Raw genomic sequence first — 24,570 nt, 5'->3', positions numbered from 1 at the left:
GGTGATGAAGTGAGAAGTGATGGGGTGATGAGGTGACAGGCAAAAAGTGACAGGTGAGGAAGAGGCTGAATTTCGGCTACTTCCTCACCTGTTTCTTTATTTATGGTTTTGGGTGCTGGAGTGACGAGGTACCAGATTGCTGCCACTGCATTGTGCCTACCTCCTCCCCAGCCACCCCATCACCTCATCACCTTCCACTTCATCACTCACCTAATAAATAGCCGGAAACTGCTTGGGAGCGGCTTCCTGGAGCAGCTCGTAGACGGCGTCAAACACGTCTTCGGCGTTGGGCTTGCTGAAGTAGTCGCCGTCGGAGCCGTAGGGCGGGCGGTGGGGCTGGGCCGCGAGGCAGCGCGGGGCCGAGTCGAGGTAGCGGTAGGCGTCTTGGCCGTCAAGCACCTGCTGGAGCATGTAAGCCGTAGCGCCGCCGGGCACGTCTTCGTCGGCGAAGAGTACGCGGTTGGTTTTGCGGATGCTGTCGGTGATGACGTGCTCCAGGTCGAAAGGCAGCAGCGTCTGCACGTCCAACACTTCCACCGAAATGCCCACTTCGGCTAGCTGCTTGGCGGCGTCCAGCACAATGCGGCACATCGAGCCGTAGGTGACCACCGTAATGTCGGTGCCTTCGCGCAGCACTTCGGGCACGCCCAGCGGCAGCGTGAACTCGCCCACGTTGCTCGGAATCCGCTCTTTCAAACGGTAGCCGTTGAGGCATTCAATGACGATGGCCGGCTCGTCGGAGCGCAGCAGCGTGTTGTAGAAACCGGCCGCCTGGGTCATGTCGCGGGGCACGCACAGGTGCATACCGCGGATGGCGCCCAGAATCATTTGAATCGGCGAGCCGCTGTGCCAGATGCCTTCGAGGCGGTGGCCGCGGGTGCGCACGATGAGCGGCGCCTTCTGGCCGCCCTTGGTGCGGTACTGCAGGCAGGCCACATCATCGGAGAGAATCTGGATGGCGTAGAGCAGGTAGTCGAGGTACTGAATCTCGGTGATGGGGCGCAGGCCGCGCAGCGCCGCCCCGATGCCCTGCCCCACGATGGTGCACTCGCGGATGCCGGTATCGGTCACGCGCAGCTCACCAAACTTGTCCTGCAAGCCCGCAAACGCCTGGTTCACGTCGCCGATGCGGCCCACGTCCTCACCGATGGCGAAAATTCGCGGGTCGCGCTGGAAGTTGGCGTCGAAGCAGGCCTGCAGCACCTCGCGGCCGTCTACCTGCGGGGCATCGTGGGCAAACTCCGCCTTCACTTCCTCGATGTTGCCAACGGCTTCCTCGCTCTGGCTGAACAGGTAGGAGTTGTAGCGGTCGGCGTTTTCGGCCAAGGCCTGGTCGAGCCAGCTGAGCAGGTCGCGGCGGCCGGCGCTGCGGGTGCCACGCACCTGGCGCAGGGCCCGGCGCACGGTGCGCACGAGGTCGGCCCGGATGGGCGTGGGGTTGTGCTCCAGGTGCTCTACCAGCTCATGCAGGCCGTTTTCGGTGCCGGTGTCGGCCACCAGCTTGTTAAGCAGGGCCACCACTTCGTCGCGCTCCTGCTTGATGGGGTTGAAGAACTCGCTCCAGGCGGCCGTACGGGCCACTTTCACGGTTTCCTTGGCGGCGGCTTCAATCTGGTTGAGCTCGTCTTCGGTGGCGTGGCCCTCGGCAAGCAGCCACTCGCGCATTTTGCGCAGGCAGTCGTGCTCTTCTTCCCAGGTCAGGCGGTCCTTGCTCTTGTAGCGCTCGTGCGAGCCGCTGGTGCTGTGGCCCTGCGGCTGCGTCACCTCCGTGACGTGGATAAGCACCGGCACGTGCTGGGTGCGGCACACCTCGGCGGCGCGCTGGTAGGTATCCACGAGGGCGGCGTAGTCCCAGCCTTTCACCACGAAAATCTCGAAGCCCTGCTCGCCTTCGCCGTCGCGCTGCAGACCGGCCAAAATGGCGGAAATGCTTTGCTTGGTGGTCTGGTACTCGGCGGGCACCGAAATGCCGTAGTGGTCGTCCCAGACGCTCATCAGCAGCGGAATCTGGAGCACGCCGGCGGCATTCAGGGCCTCGAAGAACATACCTTCGGAGGTGCTGGCGTTGCCGATGGTGCCAAACGCCACCTCATTGCCGTTCACCGAAAACTGGTCGTACTGGTGCAGCTCGGGATTCTGGCGGTAGAGTTTGGAGGCGTAGGCCAGCCCCACGAGGCGCGGCATCTGGCCGGCGGTGGGCGAAATATCGGCCGACGAATTCTTGCTTTGCGCGAGGTTCTTGAAGTTGCCGTCCTCGTCGAGGATGCGGGTGGCGAAGTGGCCGTTCATGGCGCGGCCGGCGGTGGCGGGCTCGGCTTCGGCGTCGGGGTGGGCGTAGAGCTGGGCGAAGTACTGCTGCAGGGTCAGCTCGCCGGCGGCCAGCATGAAGGTCTGGTCGCGGTAGTAGCCCGAGCGCCAGTCGCCGGGGCGGAAGGCGCGGGCCATGGCCAGCTGCGGCAGCTCTTTGCCGTCGCCGAAGATGCCAAATTTGGCCTTGCCCATGAACACTTCTTTGCGCCCGGCCAAGGAGGCCTGCCGGCTTTCCCAGCCCAGGCGGTAGTCGTGCAGCAGGTCGTCTTTACTCAGAGTTGCGGTAGTGGCCATCAGGTCAGCAGATACATCGGTGGGCATAGGGCGGGTGGGGAAGGGTGTTGGGGCCGGGAAAATAGCGGGCGGAAAGAGTACCTGCGGCAAACAGGCGCCCAAAAGTACGGATTTGGCCGGGAGCATTCACGGGGCGGGGTTGATACGCGGCCGGCACGTTTTTGTATATCTTTGAATTGGCTGTGGTGCGCGGCATCTGCTTTACGCCTCAGCTGTATTCTTTTCGGCTCCATTGTTCACTACATACGCCGGGCACATGCCTCGCGCTACCCTCTATGAAACACATTGCCTCCCTCCTGATTTTCTGCCTGCTGGCGCTGGGTGTCCGGGCCCAGGGCGTCATGAAGTTTGAGAAAGACACCCACGACTTCGGCAAAGTGCCCGAAGGCACTATGGCCACCTACGAGTTCAAGTTCAAGAATACCGGCAACCAGCCCATTATCATTGCCAACGTGCAAGCCAGCTGCGGCTGCACCACCCCCGACTGGACCAAGACGCCGGTGCTGCCCGGCAAATCGGGCATCATCAAGGCCATGTACAGCAGCGCCGGCCGCCCCGGCATCTTCAACAAAACCGTGACCGTGACCAGCAACGCCAGCACGCCCAGCGCGGTGCTTACCATCAAGGGCGACGTGGTAACCAAATCGGAGATGAAAACGATGATGACGCCGGCCCAGCTGGCCCAGTCGCCGCGGCTGGTGCTGGACCGCAACGTGCATAATTTCGGCAAAATGGAAAGCGGCCAGCAGGCCGTGGCCAAGTTCACGGTGAAAAACCCCGGCAAGCAGCCGCTGGAGCTGGGCATGATTACGTCGCAGTGCAACTGCATCGGCTACAAGGCCGTGCCGCCCACCATCCAGCCGGGCCAGAGCGCCGTGGTGGAAATCCTGTACGCCCAGCGCCAGACCGGCCAGATGAGCGACATGGCCACCCTGACCTCCAACGACCTGAACGGCGACGTTAAAATCACGCTGAAAGCCACCGTAGTGCGCGACCTGAACGCGGGCAGCATGGTGAAAGAAAGCGGCGCCGTCGTACCGTTTAAATAATTTGAGTGATGAGGTGATGGGGTGAGGAAGTGAAAAAGCCGGATTACCGAAATCCTGTTTTTTTCACTTCCTCACCCCATCACTTCATCCCCTATCTTTGCAGCTTCAATTTTCACCCACCCACCTTCACGTTCTGCCATGATCATCGGCGTACCGAAAGAAATCAAGAACAACGAGAACCGCGTAGGCCTGACGCCTGCCGGTGTAGCTGAATTCCGCAAGCACGGCCACGACGTATACGTGCAGGCCACGGCCGGCAACGGTAGCGGCTTCTCCGACGCCGAATACGAGCAGGCCGGCGCTACTGTGCTGCCTACCATCGAGGACGTGTACGCCAAGGCCGAGATGATTGTGAAGGTGAAGGAGCCGATTGCCTCCGAGTATCCCCTCATCAAGGAAAACCAACTGCTGTTTACGTACTTCCACTTTGCTTCGGGCGAGGAGCTGACCCACGCCATGATTGAGCGCAAAGCCGTGTGCCTGGCCTACGAAACCGTAGAGCTGCCCACCCGCGCCCTACCCCTGCTCATCCCGATGAGCGAAGTGGCCGGCCGCATGGCCCCGCAGGAAGGCGCCAAGTACCTGGAGAAGCCGCTGAAAGGCCGCGGCATTCTGCTGGGTGGCGTACCCGGCGTGAAGCCCGCCGAGGTGCTGGTACTGGGTGCCGGCATCGTGGGCACGCAAGCCGCCAAAATTGCCGCCGGTCTGGGCGCCAAAGTAACCGTGATGGACATCAGCCTAAACCGTCTGCGCGAGCTGGACGACTTCATGCCGAAAAACGTGGTGACGCAGTACTCCAACGAGTACAACATCCGCGAAGCCATCAAAACCGCCGACCTCATCATCGGCGCCGTGCTGATTCCGGGTGCCAAAGCCCCGCACCTCATCACCCGCGACATGCTCAAGACCATGCGCCCCGGCACCGTGCTCGTGGACGTGGCCGTGGACCAGGGCGGCTGCATCGAAACCTGCAAGCCGACCACCCACGAAAACCCGACCTTCATCATCGACGACATCGTGCACTACTGCGTGGCCAACATGCCAGGCGCGGTGCCTTATACCTCTACCCTGGCCCTGACCAACGCTACGCTGCCTTACGCCGTGAAGCTGGCTAACCTGGGCTGGCAGGAAGCCTGCCGCCGCGACGAGGCCCTGCGCCTCGGCCTGAACGTGGTGCACGGCAAAGTGGTGTACAAAGGCGTAGCTGACGCCTGGGGCCTGCCCCTGGAGTCGGTGGAGTCGGTAATGGAAGAAGCCGCTGTTTAGATAGCAGTTACGTGTTAGAAATTGAGCGTTCTGGCGGCCTTTGGACGTTGGGACGCTCAATTTTTGATTTTTGAGGCAGCCAGCTGTAACGCGAAGTTCCACTTTGCGGAGCGCACGCACTGCCAGTAGGCGGCCCAGTGGTGTAGGCCGTTCCGGCGTTGCGCGAAGTGAAACTTCGCGTTACCTCTTTTTGGCCGGGCAGCGGCCTACCGCGGTTTGCGCTGCAGCAGGGCCGATTTTTTTATTTCATTTCCTCATTGCCATGAAAGGCATTCTGTATACCGGCGGCGAGCTGACCGATTTGGTGAGCTTCGCCCGCCTTCCCTCCTACCTGCAGGCGTTTCTGCGCGAGCAGAACGGTGTGGTGGCCTACTTCGGTGGGCTGCACTTGCGCGGGTGCGTGGCCGAGCCCAGCTGGCACTCCCTGGCTGAGGCCTGGCAGGGCCCCGCGGCCTTCTGGCGCACCTACGCCCAAGTGCTCGAAACCGACATTCCGTTCGGGCAGGACTGCGCCGGCAACCAGTTTCTGCTGCGCGGCGACGCCGTGCTGTGGCTGGACACCGAAACCGGCGAGCTGGCCGACCTGGAAGTGGATTTCAAGCACTTTCTGTTCGGGGCCGAGAAGTTTCCGCTCGATGCCCTGGGCATGGAGCCGCTGCGGGCCTTCCAGCAAAGCGGCGGCGTGCTGCGGCCGGGCCAGCTGCTGAGCATCTACCCGCCTTCCTGCATGGCCACTACCCAGCAAGCCCCCAGCCTGAAAGCCATTGGCGCACCGGAGCGCCTGGCGTGGCTGGCCGACTTCCACCGCCAGATCAAAGACCTGCCCGACGGCCAGTCGATCAGCCTGAAGCCCTTGTAGCATAGGCTTCAGCCTGTGCCGTTTTGCGCATACCCGAGGAAGTAGCACGAAGCCTTTGCTTCGCGGTTTGTGACTCCCTCCGGCTGTTCACCAACAAAATTTTGCAAAACGCGGAGCAAAGACTTCGCGCTACAGCCCCCTTTTGCACTGCTATGCCCGCTGAGTTTCTGCGCCTGTTGGCTCGTCGTTTTCTGCTGCTGCTGGGCGCGTATCTGCTGCTGCGCCTGGGGTTCTATGCGGCCAACCGCGTTACGTTTCAGGAGGCTGAAACCGGGCAGATTTTACTGGCGTTCTGGCACGGGTTCCGGTTTGATGTGGCGGGGCTGCTGCTGCTCAATATTCCGTTTCTGCTGCTGTCGTTGGTGCCCAGCCGGGCGCAGGGCTGGCAACGGCTGGTGCGGGCGGTATGGCTGCTGCTGAACGCCCTAGGCGTGGCCCTGAACCTGATTGACACCGAGTATTTCAAGTTTATCGGGCGGCGCACCAGCAACGAGTTGGCCACCATCGGCGACGACGTGCGGCGGCAGGCGGGCCAGCTGGTGCTTACCTACTGGTACCTGCTGATTCCGTTTGGGCTGTTGCTGGCCGCGCTGTGGCGGCTGTACCCACTGCCGAAACCTGCTCCGGCCAATAACACCACCGTCCTAAGCCCTAGGCCACAAGCCCCAAGCCCTAAAACAGGCCTGCTCTACGCCGGGCAGGTGCTGGCGCTGGCGGCACTGGTGGTGCTGGGCATCCGGGGCGGGCTGCAGCTTAAGCCATTGCGCACCGGCCACGCCTTCGGGCAGCAGCCGGCCGTGCTGGGGCACCTGGCCCTCAACAGCACGTTCACGTTCCTGAAAAGCCTCGACGCCCAGACCATCGAGCGGAAGCAATACTTCCAGTCGGCGGCTGAGTTGCGGCAGGCGCTGGCGGCCCGCCCGCTACCGCCCGCCACCACCGCCCCACGCCCCGACAATGTGGTGCTGCTGCTGCTGGAGAGCTTCGCCTCCGAGTATACAGGCGTCGAAAACCCCGGCAAGCGCGGCTACACGCCGTTCTTCGACTCGCTGGCCACGCACGGCGGGCTGCTGTTTCGGGAGCATTACGCCAACGGCCGCCGCTCCATTGAGGCGCTGCCCGCCACGCTGGCCGGCCTGCCGGGCCTCATGGACAACTCGTTTATCACCTCCAGCTTCCAAACCAACGAGCTGCACGGCCTGGGCGAGTTGCTGGGCCGGCGCGGCTACCGCACCTCACTGTTCCACGGCGCCCAGAACGGCACCATGGGCTTCAACACCTTCGCCGGCATTGCCGGGATGCAGCAGTATTTCGGGCTAGATGAGTACCCCGGCGGCGCTGGCAGCCCCGATTTCGACGGGCACTGGGGCATTCCCGATGTGCCGTATCTGCAGTACTTTGCCCGGGAGTTGGGCCGGCAGCCCGAGCCGTTTTTCAGCACTGTTTTCACGCTGAGCGCCCACGAGCCGTTTCTGGTGCCGGCGCCTTACACCAAGCGGTTTGCGCCGGGCACGCTGCCCATTCACGCCACGGTAGCGTATTCCGATTTAGCGCTACGACAGTTCTTCGCGGCGGCGGCCCGGCAGCCGTGGTACCGCCGCACGCTGTTCGTGCTCCTCGCCGACCATACCTCGCAGTCCGACGACCCGGCGTACCAGAACACGCTGGGTGCCTACAAGACGCCGCTGCTACTGTTCCATCCGGGCCGCGCGCTGCCTGCCGCCAACGCGCACCGCATCACCCAGCAGGCCGACGTGCCGGCCACTGTGCTGGACTTGCTGCAGGTGCCGGTGCCAGCGCGCCAGCTGCTGCCCTTTGGGTCTTCGGCATTCGATAGCACTTCCACCGGGCGGGCCTTGTTTCTGAGCGGCGGCAGCTACTTTCTGGTGCACTCCGACTTCGTGACGGAGCTCACCGCCGACAACCAGGTGCGGCTCTACCCCTACCAGACGCACGCGCTGCCCGCCGCGCCCCTCGCCCACCCCAACCCCGAAAAGCTGCGCCAGTACGGCAACGAGCTGAAAGCCTGCGTGCAGGTATTCACCACCGGCCTGCTCGACAACACGCTCTACCGCCAGTAGCGGGGGCCCTGCTTCACGAGCCGCTACTCGGCGCTGGTCTGGGCCAATGAAGCCTGGATGGCCCGGATTTCGCCGCTATCGATGGGCTTGTGGATCAGGCCGGCCACCAGCTCGTAGTCGTGGGAGCGGTTCAGATCCGAGAGGGCCAACGACGAGGTGAGGATGTAGATGCGGCAGTGCCCCAGCAGGCGGCTGCGGTACGGCGCCAGCGCATCCAGAAATTCCCAGCCGTTCATCAGGGGCATATTCAGGTCCAAGAACACCACCCGGGCTTGTTCCGGCTGCTGCACCAGCTCCGCCAGCGCCTCGTCGGCGGCCTCAAACGTGCGGATATCAGAAGAGAAATCCTCCATCTTCAGCAGCGTTTCCGTGAGGTAGTTGCTCAGGCTATCATCGTCGATGAGGAAGGTAGTCATGCGGAATGTGGGCTGAAATGCAGCGTAAAGGTAGTGCCCTGCCGGACGATGCTGTGCACAAAAATGCTTCCTCCCATCGAATCTACGTGCGCTTTCACCAGAAATAAGCCAATACCGCGGCCGCTGACGCTGCGGTGGAAGCGTTTGTAGAGCTGAAACACGTCCTGGCTGCTGGCCGGCACCTCAAAGCCGGAGCCATTGTCGGCGATGCTGATGACGGTGTGGCCGGGCGGGTGCAGGCAGGCCTCGATGGTGACGCGCAGCGGCCGGTGCGCCGCCCGGTACTTGATGGCATTGCTGAGCAGGTTAAGGAAAATGCTGTAGAAATAGGCCCGCTTGCCCGGCAGCAGCAGCGTGTCGGGAATGGAACACGTAACCTGCCCGTGGCAGCGGGCCAGGTCAGCGGCCAGCGTTTGCATCACCTGCCGGCACACGGCCCCCACCGGTACGGGCTCGGGCTCGGCCACCACCGGCTTGTCGCGGGCCGACAGGATGGTATTGACGTCTTCCAGCACGTCGCCGACCTGCTGCAGGCTGGTGCTCAGGTGGCGCAGGGCCGTATCAAACGCCGCCGACCGGCGCGGGGTGCGGGCCAACAGGCTGGCGAAGCCTTCGGCGTTGGCCAGCGGCGCCCGCAGGTTGTGCGACAGAATGTAGGTGAACTGCTGCAGGTCGGCATTCTGCTTGTACACGTCCTGGGCCATGCGCTGCTGCTGCTCCTCGGCCTGCTTCCGCTCGGTGATGTCCTGCATGGCCCCGATCATGCGGATGGCCTGCCCGCGGGCGTCGCGGATGATGTAGCCCCGGTCGAAGACGATGGCCCACGAGCCATCGGCCCGCTGAAACCGGTACTCCTGCTGCCAGTGGCTGCCGCTGGTTTCGTACGCCGTATGCCGCAGGTCGTCGACGGTGCGGGCGGCATCTTCCAGATGCACATAGTCTGCCCACTGTCCGAAGCCGGTGGGGTTGCGGGCCAGCTGATAGCCAAACAGCTCCTCAAATCCTTCGCCCCAATACAGCGTATCGGCCCGGATGTCCCAGTCGTAGATGGCGTCGGTGGTAGCTTTGAGGGCGTAGATGAACCGCTCGTTGCTGGCCCGCAGCCGTTCCTCGGCGTGGTATTGGGTGGTCAGGTCGTGCACGATGCCCACCAGTTGGTAGCAGACGCCGGCCTCGTTGAGCACGGGCGTCACGCGGACCTGCCCGATCAACTGGCCCCGCGGGTACTCGGTGGTTTCCTGCCACTGCACACTCTGCCCCGTTTCCACCGCTTCCCGATACTTTTCCAGCACCAGACTCAGGGAAGGCTCCGGAATCACGTCCTGCACCAGCCGGCCCAGTATAGCTTGCCGCGAGATACCCGTGACGTCCTCGAAAGCCTGGTTCACAAACAGGAAGCGGTAGTGAAAGTCCGGCAGCACGTCGAGCACGAAAATCACGTCGGCAATGCTGGCAAATATCACTGACAGCTGCTTTTCCTGCTCGCGCAGGGCTTTTTCGGCGGCCAGCTTCGGAAGCAGAGGCCGCACAATGCAGGTGAGCAGGCCGGCGGGGTTAAGCGGCAGGAGCGTAAGCTGCACCGGCTGCGCGTCTCCATCCGGGCGCTGCAGCGTGGCCACTAAAGACAGGATGCGGGCCGGCTCCGAAGGCTCCTGCAGCAGCGCCAGCACCTGCGCCGCCGCCGCCCGATCGAGCAGGTCGGAAACCGGGCGCCCCTGCAACACCTCGGCGGAGCAGCCCAACAGCTGCAGAAGCCTGGCATTGGCCGACTGAAAAATCCCCTGTGCGGCAAACGTGACGCAGGCTTCTTCTACCGTCCCGGAACCGGCCTCGGCCACTTCCTCCGTGTACGTGTCTATCATCGGCCCAGCTGCTACAGGATACCACACACTATATGCCATCAACCGGCATTACAGGGAGTTATACGGCAGTACGCGCGAAAACAGCGCACTAAGTTGCGCGGCTCCTTACTCGTAGCGGGGCACCTCGGCCAGCCGCTCGTTGGTGCGGGCCGCAAAATCTACGCGCCAGCAGAAATGCTGCAGGCCGTTGGTGAGCAGCAGCAGCGGCGCACCCACCGTTTGGTTGTAGGTGGCCGCCTGCTGGGCCACGGCAGCCGTAATAGGTACCGAAGGCGCTTTGCACTCCACCAGCAGCAGCGGCTGGCCGGTGGCATCCAGGGCCACCAGGTCGGTGCGCTTCTGGCGCTGGTTGTAGCGCAGGCCCCGCTCCAGGCTCAGCAGGCCCTTGGGGTAGCCGCGGTGGCTGATCAGGTAGTGCACCACGTGCTGGCGCACCCACTCTTCGGGCGTCAGCACCACTTGCTTGCGGCGCAGCATGTCCCAGATCAACATAGTTGAGCCGGATTGTGTAAGTTTGTAGTCGAAAGGCGGCAGGTCTAACTCTTGCATCACCTCCAAAGGTACGGCCCTGAGCTCTGGTTCCGCTTTCTCGCCTCCGTACCGTCACATCCTCTTGCCAAGGGTCTGACGGTTTTTTCGTAGGGTGGCGGCCCGGAGTGCGGCCCCGGCTCTGAGCGGCCGACTGGGCGCGCCAGCGCCCAGTCGGCCAGCAGACGTTGTTCCGTTTCTCTCCTCCAAAACACGTATTTCCCAACCAACCAAGTCCATATGAAAACCAAATCCGACATCGTAGAGAACTGGCTGCCCCGCTATACCGGCGTGCCGCTCGGCGACTTTGGCCAGTACATTCTGCTGACCAATTTTATCAACTATGTGCACATGTTTGCCGAGCAGTTTGGCGTGGAAGTCCGCGGCCTCGACAAGCCCATGCAGACGGCCACGGCCAACGGCATCACCATCATTAACTTTGGCATGGGCTCTCCGATGGCCGCTACCGTGATGGACCTGATTTCGGCCGTTCAGCCCAAAGCAGCTCTGTTTCTGGGCAAGTGCGGCGGCCTGAAAAACAAAACCAAGCTCGGCGACCTGATTCTGCCCATCGCTGCTATCCGAGGCGAGGGTACTTCCGACGACTACCTGCCCGCCGAGATTCCGGCCCTGCCCTCGTTCCGGTTGCAGCGCGCCGTGAGCAGCATGATCAAGAAGCACGAGAAGGACTACTGGACCGGCACGGTGTATACCACCAACCGCCGCGTGTGGGAGCACGACGAAAACTTCAAGGAGTACCTGCGCCAGATCCGGGCCATGGCCGTGGATATGGAAACGGCCACCATTTTCACGGTGGGCTTCGTGAACGAGATTCCGCACGGCGCGCTGCTGCTCGTGAGCGACAACCCGATGACGCCGGAGGGCGTGAAGACGTCGGAGAGCGACAAAAAAGTTACGGCCGATTTCGTGACCTCCCACCTGCAAATCGGGATTGACTCGCTGCTGGAGCTGAAAAATTCCGGCGAGTCGGTAAAGCACATGCGCTTCGAGTAGAATCGGCGGCTCTGCTTATTTTTTTTAGCTTGCGCCGCTGCGTGTAGCGAGTAATCCCCAGGGCTGCTGCAGTTCTGGGGATTTTTTGTTGCGGCGCTTGCCGTTTCTCCCGCCCTCCTTCCCACCACAACCACTTGTCTATGCAACACTTCTCCTCTTCTTACCTCACCATCGACTACTTGGCGGAGCCCCGTGTGCTGACGGGCCGCTGGTGGCGCGGGGTGATGCCCTTCGAGCTGCACCGGGGCTACGCGGCCCTGCTGGATGCGGCCGTGTCGCGCCGCTGCCGCTTCTGGCTGGTAGACCTGAGCAACCGCGCCGGCGGCGTGGACGCCGCCGACGTGCAGTGGATGCTGAGTGACTTTTTTCCGCAGCTGCCCATCCGCCTGAAACGCCCCACTTACCTGGCCTACCTGATGGCACCGCACCAGCTGGCCGGGGTGCTAGCAGACCCGGGCATTCCGGCCCTCACCTACTTCGACGGCCGCCCTTACCGCTTGGAGCGATTCACAACGGAAATGGCCGCGCTGGAATGGCTGCAGCACTGCCGGCAGCAGGATGCCCGGGCGCGCCGCCGCAAAACCGCGCCTCAATAATTCCAGCAAACGCAAGTTGCGGAATAGCCGCGTAGCGGCGACAGGTGTGTAGCACAGCAGTTGCCCCCTGACAAAAGCCGCGTAGCGGCGACAGGTTTGCCGGCAAATCTGCCGCCGCTACGCGGCTTGTATGTCTTCATTAGGTCAAGAATACAGACCTCTCGCCGCTACGCGGCTACTCCGCAATTTGGGTTAGCAAGCTTTTCACAGAACAAGTCCAATTCCGTGGCCGCCCGTACCTTCGCTGCATGACCTCAACTCTACGTTCGTCCTGGCTGCTACTGCCGCTGCTGGGCTTTTTCGGCTGCAACTCCAGCACCCGCCAGCCCGCCGACCTCATCGTCTACAATGCCACGGTGTATACCGTCGACTCCGCGTTCAGCAAAGCGCAGGCCTTTGCCGTGCAGGATGGCAAGTTTGTGGGCGTGGGCACGGCTGAGGAAATCCGGGCCAAGTACCAGGGCAAGCAGGAAGTGGACGCCCAGGGCCAGTTCATTTACCCTGGCTTCTACGACGCGCACTGCCACTTCTACCGCTACGCCCTGGGCTTGCGCGACGCGGATCTGGTGGGCACCGGCTCCTGGAAGGAAGTGATACAGAAGCTCCAGCAGCAGCGCCAGCAGTACCCGCAGGCGGCCTGGCTCACGGGCCGCGGCTGGGACCAGAACGACTGGGCCAACAAGCAGTTTCCTACCAAAGACACCCTCGACGCGCTGTTCCCGAATACGCCCGTGTTCATCATTCGGGTGGATGGGCACGCAGCCCTCGTAAACCAAAAGGCGCTGGACTTAGCGGGCGTCACGGCCCGCACGCCCATCAGCGGCGGCACCATTACCAAAAACGCCGCCGGACAGCTCACCGGGCTGCTGGTGGATAACGCCGTGAAGCTGGTGGCCGCCAAAATCCCGGAGCCCACCGCCGCCGAGGCCGAAACGGCGCTGCTGGAAGCCCAAAAGCGGTGCGTAGCCGTGGGCCTCACCAGCATGGCCGATGCTGGCCTGGAAAAAGCCAACGTAGACCGGCTCGACGCCTTGCAGCAGCAGGGCAAGCTGAAGGTGCGCCTCTACGCCATGCTGGCCCCCACCAAAGAAAACAAAGAGTTCTACCTCAAAAACGGCCCGGTATTCAAGGACCGCCTCACGGTCTGCTCGTTCAAGGTATACGCCGACGGCGCCCTGGGCTCCCGCGGTGCCTGCCTGATCCACCCTTACGCCGACCGCCCGAAGGAAACCGGCTTCTTGCTGTCGTCGGTGGCGGATTTCCGCAGCCTGGCGAAGGAGCTGGCCGCCAGCAAATTCCAGATGAATACCCACGCCATCGGCGACTCTAGCAACCGCCTGCTGCTCGACATCTACGGCGAGGCGCTGAAGGGCCAGAAGGACCGGCGCTGGCGCATTGAGCACGCCCAGGTGGTGAGTGGGGCCGATATAGCCAAGTTCGGGCAGTATGGCATCGTGCCCTCGGTGCAGCCCACCCACGCCACCTCCGATATGTACTGGGCCGGCGAGCGGTTGGGCGCCAACCGCCTCAAAACCGCCTACGCCTTCAACGACCTGCGAAAGCAATACGGCCAGGTGGCCCTGGGCTCCGACTTCCCGGTGGAAGACATCAACCCGCTCTACGGCTTCCACTCGGCCGTGGCCCGGCAGGATGCCAAGAACTACCCGGCCGGCGGCTTCCAGATGGAAAACGCCCTCAGCCGCCCCGACGCTTTGCGCGGCATGACCACCTGGGCCGCCCACGCCGCCTTCGAGGACAAGCAGAAAGGCAGCATCCGCCCCGGCATGGCCGCCGACTTCGTGATCCTGAAAACCGACCTGCTGGAAGCCCCCAAAGAGCAGCTCCGCACCGCCCAGGTCCAGCAAACCTGGATTGCCGGGGAGCGGGTGTTTTCGGTGAAATAGAAACCAGACCGTTATAAAGCAGAACGTCATTCAGAGCGAAGCGAAGAATCTCGCGTGCTGATGTTGCAATGGTAATCCTACGACAGGGCTACTATCACAACGTCAGCACGCGAGATTCTTCGCTTCGCTCTGAATGACGTTCTGGTTTCTTCTACTTCCTCTATTACCAGCCCTGCTCGTCGGCGGAGGGGCCGTACATGGCGGGCAGCGGGATGTCGAGCAGGCGCAGGTAGACGCTGAGCTGGCCGCGGTGGTGGATGCTGTGGTTGAGGCCCATGATGCGGATGGCCGCGCCTTTGGGCCGCTCCATTAGGGTCTGCTCGCCGCGGTGCAGGCGGAAGCTACCAGTCAGTTGCTCATCGTCGGATTCCTGCAGGGCCTGGCGCAGGCTGGCGCTGTAATGGTCGAAGCGCTGTAGCAGCTCCTCGGAGCTGGTGGGCGTGGGGCCGGGCTTGGGGCCGTTCGGGTCGAGGAAGTCGCGGGAGGAGTGCTGCACGAAGAGCTGGTTGAACGCCAGCAGGTTCACGATGTGGGAGGCCAGCTGCCACAGCTTCATGCTTTTGGGGTGGGGCGTGAAGTCGGCCTGCTCGTAGGGCACGCGCTCCAGCAGCTTGCGGGTGGTGGCCAGTTCGTGGTCGAGTTCGGCCAGGATGTTCTGTTGGAGAGAGGACGTGTGCATAAGGAACTGCGGTTGGGTGGCGTGAAAACAGCAACGAGCACCGGGGCGGCCGGTGCTCGTTGGCAAGTACTGAAATTTGCCGGGATTCGGCGGCAGCCAGAGGAACCCCGGCCGTTAGTTGCCGCTGAGGCCTTCCGCCAGCTTCGGATCAGCACCGCTCACATCGTCGCGCAGCTTCTTGCCGCGCAAACGGAGCAGGAAAATCAGACCCAGCACGAAGAACACGATGAGCGACAGAATGCTGTTGCGCATGGAGCCCGTGAGCTGGGCGATAACGCCGAAAACGGCCGTACCAATCACAATACTGAGCTTCTCGGTCACGTCGAAGAAACTGAAGAAAGCCGCCGTGTTGGGCGTATTTTCGGGGATAATCTTGGAGTAAGTGGAGCGCGAAAGGCTCTGCACCGCGCCCATCGTGAGGCCGATGACGGCGGCCAGCGCGTAGAACGACCAGCCCGCCTGCACGAAGTAGCCGCCGATGCAGATCAGCATCCAGATGAACACGGCCCAGCTCAGGGCCCTGGTGTTGCCGATGCGCTCCGAGAGTTTCGAGAACAGGTACGCACCCAGAATACCCACAATCTGGAGCAGCAGAATAGTCAGAATCAAGGCCGTGCTTTCAAGTTTCAGCTCTTCGTCGCCGAAGATGGTGGCCACGTACATCACCGTCTGCACACCCATGTTGTAGGTGAAGTAGGCCAGCAGGAAGCGCTTGAGGTTGGGCAGCTGCTTGAGCTGGTCCCATACTTTGCCCAGCTCCCGGAAGCCGTTGAGCAGCCAGCCCGACTCGTCGGCGGCCCCGGCGGGACGGCCGGGGTCGGCGGGCAGGGCGAAGAAGGCAATCTGAGCGAAACCGGCCCACCACAGCCCCGTGAGCAGGAAAGCCAAGCGGGTAGCAAACCCTTCTTCCAGCCCAATGGCCTCGTGACCCATAATCAGCCCCAGGCAAACCAGCAGCAGCAGCACCGAGCCGATATAGCCCATCGAAAACCCGCGGGCCGACAGCGAATCGTACTTTTCCTCGCTGGAAATCAGGGGCAGGTAGGAGTTGTAGAACACAATGGACCCCGAAAACCCAATGGTAGCCAGCACGAACACGAAGGTGCTGAGCGTGAGCGTATCGGGGGTGAAGAAGAACAGCGCGGCGCAGGAAAAGGCCCCGAGGTAGCAGAAAATCTGCATGAACAGCTTCTTACGCCCCGAAAAGTCAGCCAGCGACGTCAGAAACGGGCTGATGATGGCAATGAACAGGAAGGCGGCCGAAATGGCGTAGGTCAGCAGCGAGGAGCCGGGCACCTGAAAACCCAGGAAATCCACCGGGCTTTTGCCGCTGTCGGTTTTCGTGACGGCCTTCACCATGGCTCCCCAGTAGATGGGGAAGATGGAGCTGGTAATCACCAGCGGGTACACCGAGTTGGCCCAGTCGTAGAACGTCCAGCCGCGGGTGATGCGCTTATCGTCCTTGGGAATATGGTAAAGGTCGGTGGCCGGAGCAGCCGGGGCGGCGGTAGCGTCGCGCATAGGGGCAAATGGTTGAGGTAGGGTTCGGGCAAGATAACGGAAATCCGGCGGGGCCGTTGCCAGTGTCCATGTTCTAAGTTAGACGGCCCACTGCTCACCTGCCAGCAGCGCCGCGTACTGCTCAGGCGTGTCCACGTCCACGGCACCCAGCGCGAAGGGCACTGCCGCCACCAGGGCCGCGTGCTGGCGCAGCAGCTGCCCCGCTCCCGCCCCGGCCGGCAACGCCCGCAGCAGCGGCAACGCTTCGGCCGCGAAATACACCGGCACGCCCTGGGTTTCGGCGTAGGCCGAGGCCACGATGGGCCGACCGGTGCGGGTGTGCGCCGCGTGCAGCTCCGCCAGCAAGGTGGGCGTCACGAAGGGCTGGTCGCAGAGCATAACTGTGACGCCAGCCGGGGCTGGCAGCAGGATTTCGAGGAAGGTGAGGCCGGCCTGGATGGAAGCGCCCATGCCGGCGGCCCAGTCGGGGTTGCGCACCACCTGCACCGGCAGGCCCACCAGCTCCGGCAGCAGCTCCGGATGCAGGGCGCCGGTGACGACGACCACCGGCGCGCCAGCTGCGGCAGCTACGGCCGTTTCGGCGGCGCGGCGCAGCAACGTCCGGCCCTGAAACTGGAGCAGCTGTTTGGGTTGGCCGAGGCGGGAAGAGGAGCCGGCAGCCAGCAGAAGAATGGCGTTGGACATGGGGGTGGTAGGTAGCCGGATGAATGGCTATCCGGCTATAAAGTCGGAGGTCTGAAAAAGCAATAGCGCGAACTTTGTAGTTCGCGTCCCCAGGCCGTTGAACGAATCTGACGGCGTGGGGACGCGAACTGCAAAGTTCGCGCTACTGTGCGTTTACTCGCCGATGGCGCACATGGCGTCTACCCGGCCCTCGGGTACCAGGGGGGCGTTGGCGTGCAGGGGCGGATGAATCGGATGCGGCGAGTCGCGCAGGAAGCCGGCGGGGCGGCCCGTGAGCACCGCCTGGATTTCGGCCACGATGGACAGGGCAATTTCCTCGGGTGTTTCGGCCCCCAGGTTCAGGCCGATGGGACTGTGGATGCGGCCTCGCAACTGCTCGGCGGCATCAGGAGTGTCCTTAGTGAGGTCTTCCAGCAGCCGCTCGTATTTCTTGCGCGGCCCCAGCAGCCCGATGTAGCGGGCCGTGGCAGCCGGCAACAGGTGCTGGAGCACCGCGAGGTCGTAGTAGTAATTATGCGTCATCAGCAGCGCGAAGCTACCGTCGTGGGGCTGTTCGCTCACTTGCGCCAGCGGCAGCACCCGCACTTCATCAGCTTCGGGGAAGCGGGCGGGCTGGGCTTGAGCGGGGCGGCCGTCTACCACCAGCACGCGCCAGCCGAGGCCGGCAGCCAGGCGCACCAGCGGTTGCACGTCGTTGCCGGCACCGTAAACGGTGAGGCGCACGGGTGGGCGCAGGATTTCCAGGCTGACGCGTACGGTACCGGCACCGGCCGGGTAGTGCCGGGTAGCAGGCTGCCCAGCCGCCAAGGCAGTGCGGGCATCGGCCAGAATGGCGGCGTACAGGTCAGCGGCTTCCGGCAGCGTGCCTTGGGCCGTGTTATCCGAAGTCAACAGCAGGCGCTGGCCCACGGCTACCTCAGCCCCCGAACCAGCTGTGCTGAATACTGTGGCTACCACGGCGTTGGCCTCTACCCCTTCAGCCCAGCGACGCAGCAGCTCCACGGGGTTGTCGGGATTTTGGAAGTCGAGGGGTTCGAGCAAAATCTGCACAATTCCCTGGCAGCCCAGTGCGGCCCCGAATTGCAGGTCGTCGTCGGGGTCGGTGGAATCGTAGGTGACGACGGTGGGGCGGCCCTGCTGAATCACGCGGCGGGCGCGCTGGCGGGCGTCGCCTTCGAGGCAGCCGCCGCTGATGGCCCCGGTCAGGCGGCCTTCGTCGGTGACCAGCATGCGGGCCCCGGGACGACGGTAGGCCGAGCCGGCCACGTCCACCACCGAGGCCAGGGCGCAGGCGCGCCCCTCAGCGCGGTGCGCGTCGTAGGCGATAAGCAGGCGTTGGAGTTCAGTCATGATACACAGCAGTACGGATAGAGAAACGGCGGCGTTGGCCTGAAGACAGACAAAAGCACGTCATGCTGAGCGGAGCGAAGCATCTCGCGTGCTGACATTGAGTTACTATTTCAACATCAGCACGCGAGATGCTTCGACAAGCTCAGCATGACGTGCTTTAGATCATCAGCTCTACCTACGCCTGTACTGGTTTCGTGGCCAGCACTTTATCGGGCGTAATCGGCAGGCTGCGGACCCGCTTGCCGGTAGCGTGGAACACGGCGTTGGCTACGGCGGCGGAGACGCCCACCATCGAAATTTCGCCGATACCTTTCACGCCCATGGCGTTGATGTAGGGGTCTTTTTCGTCGATGAATTCCACCGTCATTTCCGGAATGTCAGCGTTGACGGGAATGTGGTAGTCGGCCAGGGAAGCGTTGGTGTAGCGCGAGTAGTTCTGGTCGCGCACGGTGCCTTCCATCAGCGCCGCCCCGATGCCGAAGATGCTGCCCCCGATGATCTGGGAGCGGGCGGTTTTGGCGTTGAGGATGCGGCCGGCTCCGTGCACACTCACCCAGCGCGTGACGCGCACAGTGCCCAGGTCGGGGTCAACCTTCACCTCACAGAAGTGCGCCCCGAAGGAGTGCATGGAATGGTCGGCGGCCTGGTCCTTTTTGGCGGGGTCGGCGTTGGCGGCAGCCTGGGCATCTTCGTAGCCGCTGCCGTAGCGGCCCTGGCCGTTGCCCTCGATGTCGGCCATTTCGGCGCGCTTCATGATGGCGGCGAAGTCCTCCCCTTTCTGTGGGTTGTTCTTGAGCTGCAAACGGCCCTGCTTCACCTCCACATCGGCCGCTTTGGCGCGGTACAACGGCGACTTCTTATCCATCACCGCCACCTTAATCAGCTTCTGCCACACGTCCTGCGCGGCCATGTACACCGACGACGACACCGTGCCGGCCGCCACCGAGCCGCCCGAGTTGGGCGCGGTAGGCAGCTTGGTGTCGCCTAGCTCGAAGCGCACCTTATCCACGGGCAGAAACAGCGCGTCGGCCGCTACCTGCGTCATCACGGTGTAGGTGCCGGTGCCCAGGTCGGTAGCGCCCGACTGCACCACGGCGTGGCCGTCGGCGTAGAGGCGGGCGCGGGCCGTGCCCTGGGAGTTGTGGACGGGGTAGCTGGCCGTGGCCATGCCCCAGCCCACCAGCAGGCGGCCGTCGCGGGTGGCGCCGGCTTTGGGGTTGCGCTTGCTCCAGCCGAATAGCTCGGCCCCGCGGGAGTAGCACTCCTTCAGGCTCTTGCTGCTCCAGGCCTGGCCGGTGCTGTGGTCCTTTTCGGCGTAGTTGCGCAGCCGGATTTCCAGCGGATCAATGCCCAGCTGGTAGGCCAGATCATCAAGAGAACTCTCCAGCGCAAACGAGCCCGGCGCTTCACCGGGAGCCCGCGTGAAGGTGGAGGTCATGACGTTGGCGCGGGCTAATTGGTACGAAGACTCGAAGTTCTCGCACGCATACAGCATGTTGATGATCTTGCTGTTCGACTCGGCGTAGTTATCCCAGGGCGAGGTAGTCGAGGTTTTCTCGTGGATGAGGGCCGTGAGCTTGCCGTCGCGGGTAGCGCCCATTTTCAGGGTCTGCTCCTGGTCTTCGCGGTGACCCATGCCCGTAAACATCTGGGGCCGGGTGAGCGAGAGTTTCACGGGGCGGCCCACCGCTTTGGCGGCCTGCACCGTCAGGATGGTATGGGGCCAGCTGGAGCCCTTGCACCCGAAACCGCCACCCAGGTACTTGGTCACGACGCGCACCTGTTCTGCCGAAAGCCCCAGCATGGTGCTGACGGCCTTCTGGGTGCGCGTCACGCCCTGCGTGGCGTCGTAGATGGTGAGGCGGTCGGGGGCTTCCCAGTGGGCCGTGGTGGCGCCGGGCTCCATGGGGTTGTGGTGGTTGATGGCGTGGGTGTACTTGTGGGTAAGCTGCACCGGAGCCGCCGCAAACGCCGCCTGCGCGTTGCCGCGCACGGTGTGGGCCGGCGCTTTGCCGTCCTGTACTTTCGTGGGGTCGAACAGCTTGGCCTGCGGGTCTTCGTAGGAGGCAATCGGCTTTTCGGCGGCCACCTGTACGCGCAGCAGCGCGGCGGCGTACTGGGCGCGCTCCAGCGTATCGGCCACCACAATGGCTACGGGCTGGCCGGCGTAATGAATCTGGTCGGTGGTCAGCGGCAGAAAGCCCATGGGCGCGCCGATGGCCTTCTTGCCCTCCGCATCATTGGGAGTCTTGGCCAGCTTGGGCAGGTTCTGGTGCGTGAGGATGGCCAGTACGCCCGGCTGTTTCATGGCCGCCGAGGTATCGAAACCAGTGATGCGACCTTTGGCTACGTCGCTGGTTTTGAGCACGGCGTGCACGAGGCCCGGCAGCTGGTTGAACTCGGCCGAGTACTTGGCCTTGCCCGTGACTTTATCCCGCCCATCGACGCGGTTCAGGGGCTGGCCCACCGCGCCGGCTTTGGGGTTGGTTTCAAAGAAAGTTGGTTCTGCGGTATCCATGTTGGTGTTTGGTGCTAGGCCTTGTTCGAATAGAACGTCATGCAGAGCGCAGCGAAGCATCTCGCGTGCTGATGTTGTACTGGTGACCTGACGTCAGCACGCGAGATGCTTCGCTGCGCTCTACATAACGTTCCGGCGGTTCTTAGCCCGCTACTTTCATCAAAGCCTGCACCAGCGTGTTCTGGGCCAACTCTACTTTGAACGCGTTTTCCTTGCGGGGCTGGGCGCCACGCATTGCGGCTGCCGCCGCGGCCCGGAACGTGGCTTCGGTAGCCGGCTGGCCTACCAAGACCTTTTCGGCTTCGGGACTGCGCCAGGGCTTAGTACCCACGCCGCCCAGCGCCACGCGCGCCGCCCGGATGGTGCCGCCCTGCACGTCGAGGCCGACGGCGGCCGAGGCCAAGGCGTAGGCGTAGCTGCTCCGCTCGCGCACTTTCAGGTAGGTGGAGCGGCGGGCCTGTGCGGTCATCGGGATGGTCACGGCCACAATCAGCTCGCCGGGTTCCAGCATGGTTTCTTTCTGGGGCGTTTTGCCCGGCAGCAGGTAGAAGTCCTTCACCGGCACCTGGCGCTGCTTGCCTTTCTGGTTTTCCAGGGTAAGCACGGCATCAAAGGCAGCCAGGGCCACGCTCAGGTCGCCGGGGTAAGCGGTGGCAATGCAGCTTTCGGAGGTGCCCAGCACGGCCAGGTTGTGGTTGTCGCCTTCCAAGGCCGGGCAGCCCGAGCCGGGCACGCGCTTGTTGCACGGAAACGCCGCGTCGCGGAAGTAGCCGCAGCGGGTGCGCTGCAGAATGTTGCCCCCGATGCTGGCCATGTTGCGCAGCTGCGGCGAGGCCGCCAGCAGCAACGACTCGGAAATAGCCGGGAACTGCTCTAGCACCAGTTTGTTCTCGCCCACGTCGCTCATGCGCTCCATGGCCCCGATGCGCAGTCCGTCCTTGGTCTGCTCGATGCCTTTGAAGGGCAGGGTATTGATGTCGACCAGCTGCGGGTGCTCCTCCAGATTGGCTTTCATCAGGTCCAGCAGCGTGGTGCCGCCGGCAATGTAGGCCGCCTGGGGTTTGTCTTTCAGCAGGCCCGTGGCCTCCTTGGCCGAACCAGCCTGGGTATAGCTAAAGTTATTCATGGAATTAGTGATGAGGTGATGAAGAGATGAGGTGACAGGCAGCAAGCAGATGACGAGAATTCCTCATCACTTTTTGCCTCATCACTTCATCACGCTTTGCCAGCCACTTCCCGCACGGCGGCCACGATGTTGGGGTAGGCGCCGCAGCGGCAGAGGTTGCCACTCATCCACTCGCGGGTCTGATCGTCGGAGCCGGCGTGGCCTTCTTTCACGCAGGCTACGCCCGACATAATCTGGCCCGGCGTGCAGTAGCCGCACTGGAAACCATCGTGCTTGAGGAACGCCTCCTGCATCGGGTGCAGCTCGTCGCCCTTGGCCAGGCCTTCGATGGTGGTGATTTCCTTACCCTGCTGCATCACGGCCAAGGTGAGGCAGCTATTGATGCGACGGCCATCAACGTGCACGGTGCAGGCGCCGCACTGGCCATGGTCGCAGCCCTTCTTGGTGCCGGTCAGGTCCATGTACTCGCGCAAAGCATCCAGCAGCGTCACGCGGGGCTCGGCCTGGATTGTGCGCACTGTGCCGTTGATTTTCAACTGCAGCGCCGTGACACCCTCCACCGTTTTGGAGTAGGCCGTCAGGCGCTCGGCCTGCGCCACCAGCGGCGGGGCCAGCGCCAGGCCCAGAATGCCGCCGGCTTGTTTCATAAACGACCGGCGCGAGCCATCATTGGGCTGCGGCTGGGGTGGCACACCGCCGGCCGGGAAATCGGAAGCAGGAAAATCAGGCATGAGGAAAAGCAAAGGTGATAAAAGGGTGGCCGGACGTTTGACGTCAGCAGGAGCGGCGTAGTACAAACCACCGCCCCGCCAACTGGTTCAGATCAACGCTATGCTCTGGTCTGCGCGCAACAATGGTCCGGCCCTGGTCTTGGGTCTCTACGCACACCCGAGCGGTGGTGTTATGTCGCTACACGAATATTCAGCGCCTTTGCGGTGGGCTTGGGTGCTGTCTGCGGGCCAAGCCAACGGCCGACAGGCTTCAGGCCCGGATACTGCACACAAAAAAACCGCCCCTGCAGTCGCAGAGACGGTTTTTCAACAACTTTTCGGAAAGGCTTACTTCTGCGAAGCAGGAGCCGTAGCTTCCTTTTTTACTTTCACTTTACGGGCCTTTTTATCGGCCTTTACTTTGCCTTCCTCGGTTTTCACTTTGGTCTGGTCGTCGGTTACCTTCACTTTGGTGGTGTCGGTGGGCTGAACGGTGGCAGGCGTGCCCTGCACGGGAGCAGGCGTACCCTGGGCCATCAGCATACCCGTGCTCAGCACTGAAAGCAAAGCGGCCGAAATCATGCGCTTCATCATAACTTTTGAAGTTTGTTGAGGCGGCAGTTTACAGCATTTGCTTTTATCACCCCGGGGCTTTACCTGCATAATACAATTTATCACCCACATCCACCAGCAGAGCAAGCCGGCAGTTTCACGTAGCTCACAGCTACTTTTGCCTGGGCAGCTGTCCAATATTAACAAATTGTTAACACAATTTAAAAGACAATATCACCTTCTCTGTAAACTCTTATAGTGCGCTTTCATATCAACAAAGTACATATACATAAAACATAATTTTTGCATCAACCCGTTAATCAGCCACATTGCCTCATTTGAACTACCTCAGCCTCTTTGGACAAAGGTCAAACCGGGCTACATTGGAATAGAAATAGATTGTCACGCGTGGCAGCCACCCACTGGGCCAGCGCGTTTTTGCACCGATGATCAGGCGGCCTCCCGAACGGGACGGGAGTGAATGCATCAACAAAAAACCCGCCCGGGCCGTTACTGATAGAAAACTATATTTCAAGGGCTGATAGTTGCGGCCGGAATGCCGGGTATTGCGCCCTACTCTCTATTTTTGGCTTTACCGGCCACTGCCGGGCCGTTTGCATCCGGCTGGTTTCTTCCAGTCGGCCCCAGCCGCGCCCCTCGCCTACCTCACCTCACTGCACTATGAAAAGCTACCAGCGAATTGAGCAAACTGCCTTACAGCTGTTTGCCGACCGGGGCTACGACCATACTTCCACTGCCCTCATCGCCAAGGAAGCTGGCGTGTCGGAGCCGTTGATTTTCAAGTATTTCCAGAGCAAAGACAAGCTATTTGAGAGCATCATCAAGGATGGCTACAAGCGCATCGTGGAAGCCAACCGCGGCATGCTGACCGAGGACGACGCCTCGGCGCTGGTGCAGAAGGTCATCGACCTGCCCTACAAGCTGGTGCGCGAAGAGCGGGCTTTCTGGACGCTGCAGGACAAGGCCTTCGACAAGGAAGTGGTGCAGAAGCACTTCCAGAAGTTCATGCTGCCCGTGTATTCGCTGCTCAACAAGGCCTTCATCGACTTGGGCTACGCGCAGCCGGACCTAGCCACCTACCACCTCACGCTGCTGGTGCAGGCACTGTGGCGCCAGCTGCTGCACGAAGAAGACGCAGAGATGCTGAACCGCCTCAACACCTACATCAAGCGCATCTACACGCACCCCGGCCTGGCCGATCTACACCAATAGCCGCTCCCCAGACGCACA

At 62.6% G+C, this 24,570-nt stretch carries 20 protein-coding genes; 8 read left to right on the top strand and 12 right to left on the bottom strand.

The genetic code is table 11. The features are described from left to right. Nucleotides 1-210: 210 nt before the first annotated feature. A complete protein-coding gene (locus tag O9Z63_RS04615; RefSeq protein ID WP_270128154.1) occupies nt 211-2,631 on the bottom strand; it encodes an alpha-ketoacid dehydrogenase subunit alpha/beta in 2,421 nt (806 codons plus the stop codon). 248 nt (nt 2,632-2,879) lie between these two features. Between O9Z63_RS04615 and O9Z63_RS04610 the strand changes: the two genes are divergently transcribed. The 4 genes from O9Z63_RS04610 to O9Z63_RS04595 all read left to right on the top strand — a co-directional run bounded on the left by O9Z63_RS04610 (nt 2,880) and on the right by O9Z63_RS04595 (nt 7,859). Further along, entirely contained in the window at nt 2,880-3,653 is a 774-nt protein-coding gene (locus O9Z63_RS04610; protein ID WP_270128153.1) for a DUF1573 domain-containing protein, read from the top strand. A gap of 138 nt (nt 3,654-3,791) precedes the next feature. Beyond that, a complete protein-coding gene (gene ald / locus O9Z63_RS04605) occupies nt 3,792-4,919 on the top strand; it encodes an alanine dehydrogenase (protein ID WP_044013048.1) in 1,128 nt (375 codons plus the stop codon). Nucleotides 4,920-5,181: 262 nt separating this feature from the next. Continuing rightward, a complete protein-coding gene (locus O9Z63_RS04600; RefSeq protein WP_270128152.1) occupies nt 5,182-5,778 on the top strand; it encodes an SMI1/KNR4 family protein in 597 nt (198 codons plus the stop codon). Nucleotides 5,779-5,930: 152 nt separating this feature from the next. Then, a complete protein-coding gene (locus tag O9Z63_RS04595) occupies nt 5,931-7,859 on the top strand; it encodes an LTA synthase family protein (protein ID WP_270128151.1) in 1,929 nt (642 codons plus the stop codon). Nucleotides 7,860-7,882: 23 nt separating this feature from the next. Here O9Z63_RS04595 and O9Z63_RS04590 read toward each other — a convergent pair whose 3' ends face one another. The 3 genes from O9Z63_RS04590 to O9Z63_RS04580 all read right to left on the bottom strand — a co-directional run bounded on the left by O9Z63_RS04590 (nt 7,883) and on the right by O9Z63_RS04580 (nt 10,629). Then, entirely contained in the window at nt 7,883-8,275 is a 393-nt protein-coding gene (locus tag O9Z63_RS04590) for a response regulator (protein ID WP_270128150.1), read from the bottom strand. Continuing rightward, the gene (locus tag O9Z63_RS04585; protein WP_270128148.1) at nt 8,272-10,137 is read right to left on the bottom strand and encodes a PAS domain-containing sensor histidine kinase; all 1,866 of its coding nucleotides are present in this window, start codon (nt 10,135-10,137) and stop codon (nt 8,272-8,274) included. The genes O9Z63_RS04590 and O9Z63_RS04585 overlap by 4 nt, the downstream gene beginning before the upstream one ends. A 105-nt stretch (nt 10,138-10,242) precedes the next feature. After that, on the bottom strand, nt 10,243-10,629 hold the full coding sequence (locus O9Z63_RS04580; RefSeq protein WP_333490334.1) for a type I restriction enzyme HsdR N-terminal domain-containing protein: 387 nt from the start codon (nt 10,627-10,629) through the stop codon (nt 10,243-10,245). 276 nt (nt 10,630-10,905) lie between these two features. Between O9Z63_RS04580 and O9Z63_RS04575 the strand changes: the two genes are divergently transcribed. The 3 genes from O9Z63_RS04575 to O9Z63_RS04565 all read left to right on the top strand — a co-directional run bounded on the left by O9Z63_RS04575 (nt 10,906) and on the right by O9Z63_RS04565 (nt 14,179). Further along, a complete protein-coding gene (locus O9Z63_RS04575; RefSeq protein WP_044013057.1) occupies nt 10,906-11,679 on the top strand; it encodes an AMP nucleosidase in 774 nt (257 codons plus the stop codon). 140 nt (nt 11,680-11,819) lie between these two features. After that, nucleotides 11,820-12,275 (top strand): hypothetical protein, encoded by a 456-nt coding sequence (locus tag O9Z63_RS04570; RefSeq protein WP_270128146.1) that lies wholly within the window; start codon nt 11,820-11,822, stop codon nt 12,273-12,275. Between the two features lie 248 nt (nt 12,276-12,523). Beyond that, on the top strand, nt 12,524-14,179 hold the full coding sequence (locus O9Z63_RS04565) for an amidohydrolase (RefSeq protein WP_270128145.1): 1,656 nt from the start codon (nt 12,524-12,526) through the stop codon (nt 14,177-14,179). Between the two features lie 163 nt (nt 14,180-14,342). Here O9Z63_RS04565 and O9Z63_RS04560 read toward each other — a convergent pair whose 3' ends face one another. From O9Z63_RS04560 to O9Z63_RS04525, 8 genes are all read right to left on the bottom strand, one after another. Further along, a complete protein-coding gene (locus O9Z63_RS04560) occupies nt 14,343-14,858 on the bottom strand; it encodes a DinB family protein (RefSeq protein WP_270128144.1) in 516 nt (171 codons plus the stop codon). 114 nt (nt 14,859-14,972) lie between these two features. Further along, the gene (locus O9Z63_RS04555; RefSeq protein WP_270128143.1) at nt 14,973-16,379 is read right to left on the bottom strand and encodes an MFS transporter; all 1,407 of its coding nucleotides are present in this window, start codon (nt 16,377-16,379) and stop codon (nt 14,973-14,975) included. A gap of 78 nt (nt 16,380-16,457) precedes the next feature. Beyond that, a complete protein-coding gene (locus O9Z63_RS04550; RefSeq protein ID WP_270128142.1) occupies nt 16,458-17,063 on the bottom strand; it encodes a nucleotidyltransferase family protein in 606 nt (201 codons plus the stop codon). 153 nt (nt 17,064-17,216) lie between these two features. Further along, nucleotides 17,217-18,413 carry an XdhC family protein gene (locus O9Z63_RS04545; protein ID WP_270128141.1) on the bottom strand — a complete coding sequence of 399 codons (1,197 nt, stop codon included), beginning with the start codon at nt 18,411-18,413 and terminating at the stop codon, nt 17,217-17,219. 175 nt (nt 18,414-18,588) lie between these two features. Further along, a complete protein-coding gene (locus tag O9Z63_RS04540; protein ID WP_270128140.1) occupies nt 18,589-20,931 on the bottom strand; it encodes a xanthine dehydrogenase family protein molybdopterin-binding subunit in 2,343 nt (780 codons plus the stop codon). 142 nt (nt 20,932-21,073) lie between these two features. Continuing rightward, complete coding sequence (locus O9Z63_RS04535; protein WP_270128138.1) at nt 21,074-22,057, bottom strand: FAD binding domain-containing protein; 984 nt, start codon at nt 22,055-22,057, stop codon at nt 21,074-21,076. 89 nt (nt 22,058-22,146) lie between these two features. After that, nucleotides 22,147-22,788: a (2Fe-2S)-binding protein gene (locus O9Z63_RS04530; protein ID WP_408613563.1), complete on the bottom strand. Its 642-nt coding sequence runs from the start codon at nt 22,786-22,788 to the stop codon at nt 22,147-22,149. 327 nt (nt 22,789-23,115) lie between these two features. After that, nucleotides 23,116-23,361, bottom strand: coding sequence for a hypothetical protein (locus tag O9Z63_RS04525; RefSeq protein WP_270128136.1), 246 nt, complete (start codon nt 23,359-23,361; stop codon nt 23,116-23,118). Between the two features lie 639 nt (nt 23,362-24,000). On the opposite strand from O9Z63_RS04525, the gene O9Z63_RS04520 reads away from it, so the two are divergent. Continuing rightward, a complete protein-coding gene (locus tag O9Z63_RS04520; protein WP_270128134.1) occupies nt 24,001-24,552 on the top strand; it encodes a TetR/AcrR family transcriptional regulator in 552 nt (183 codons plus the stop codon). The last annotated feature ends 18 nt before the right edge of the window (nt 24,553-24,570 follow it).

Origin of the sequence: Hymenobacter yonginensis (assembly GCF_027625995.1) — a bacterium.
GTDB classification, from domain to species: domain Bacteria; phylum Bacteroidota; class Bacteroidia; order Cytophagales; family Hymenobacteraceae; genus Hymenobacter; species Hymenobacter yonginensis.
The sequence above is the reverse complement of the archived record's forward strand: the minus strand, read 5'-3'. Positions and strand labels throughout refer to the sequence as shown.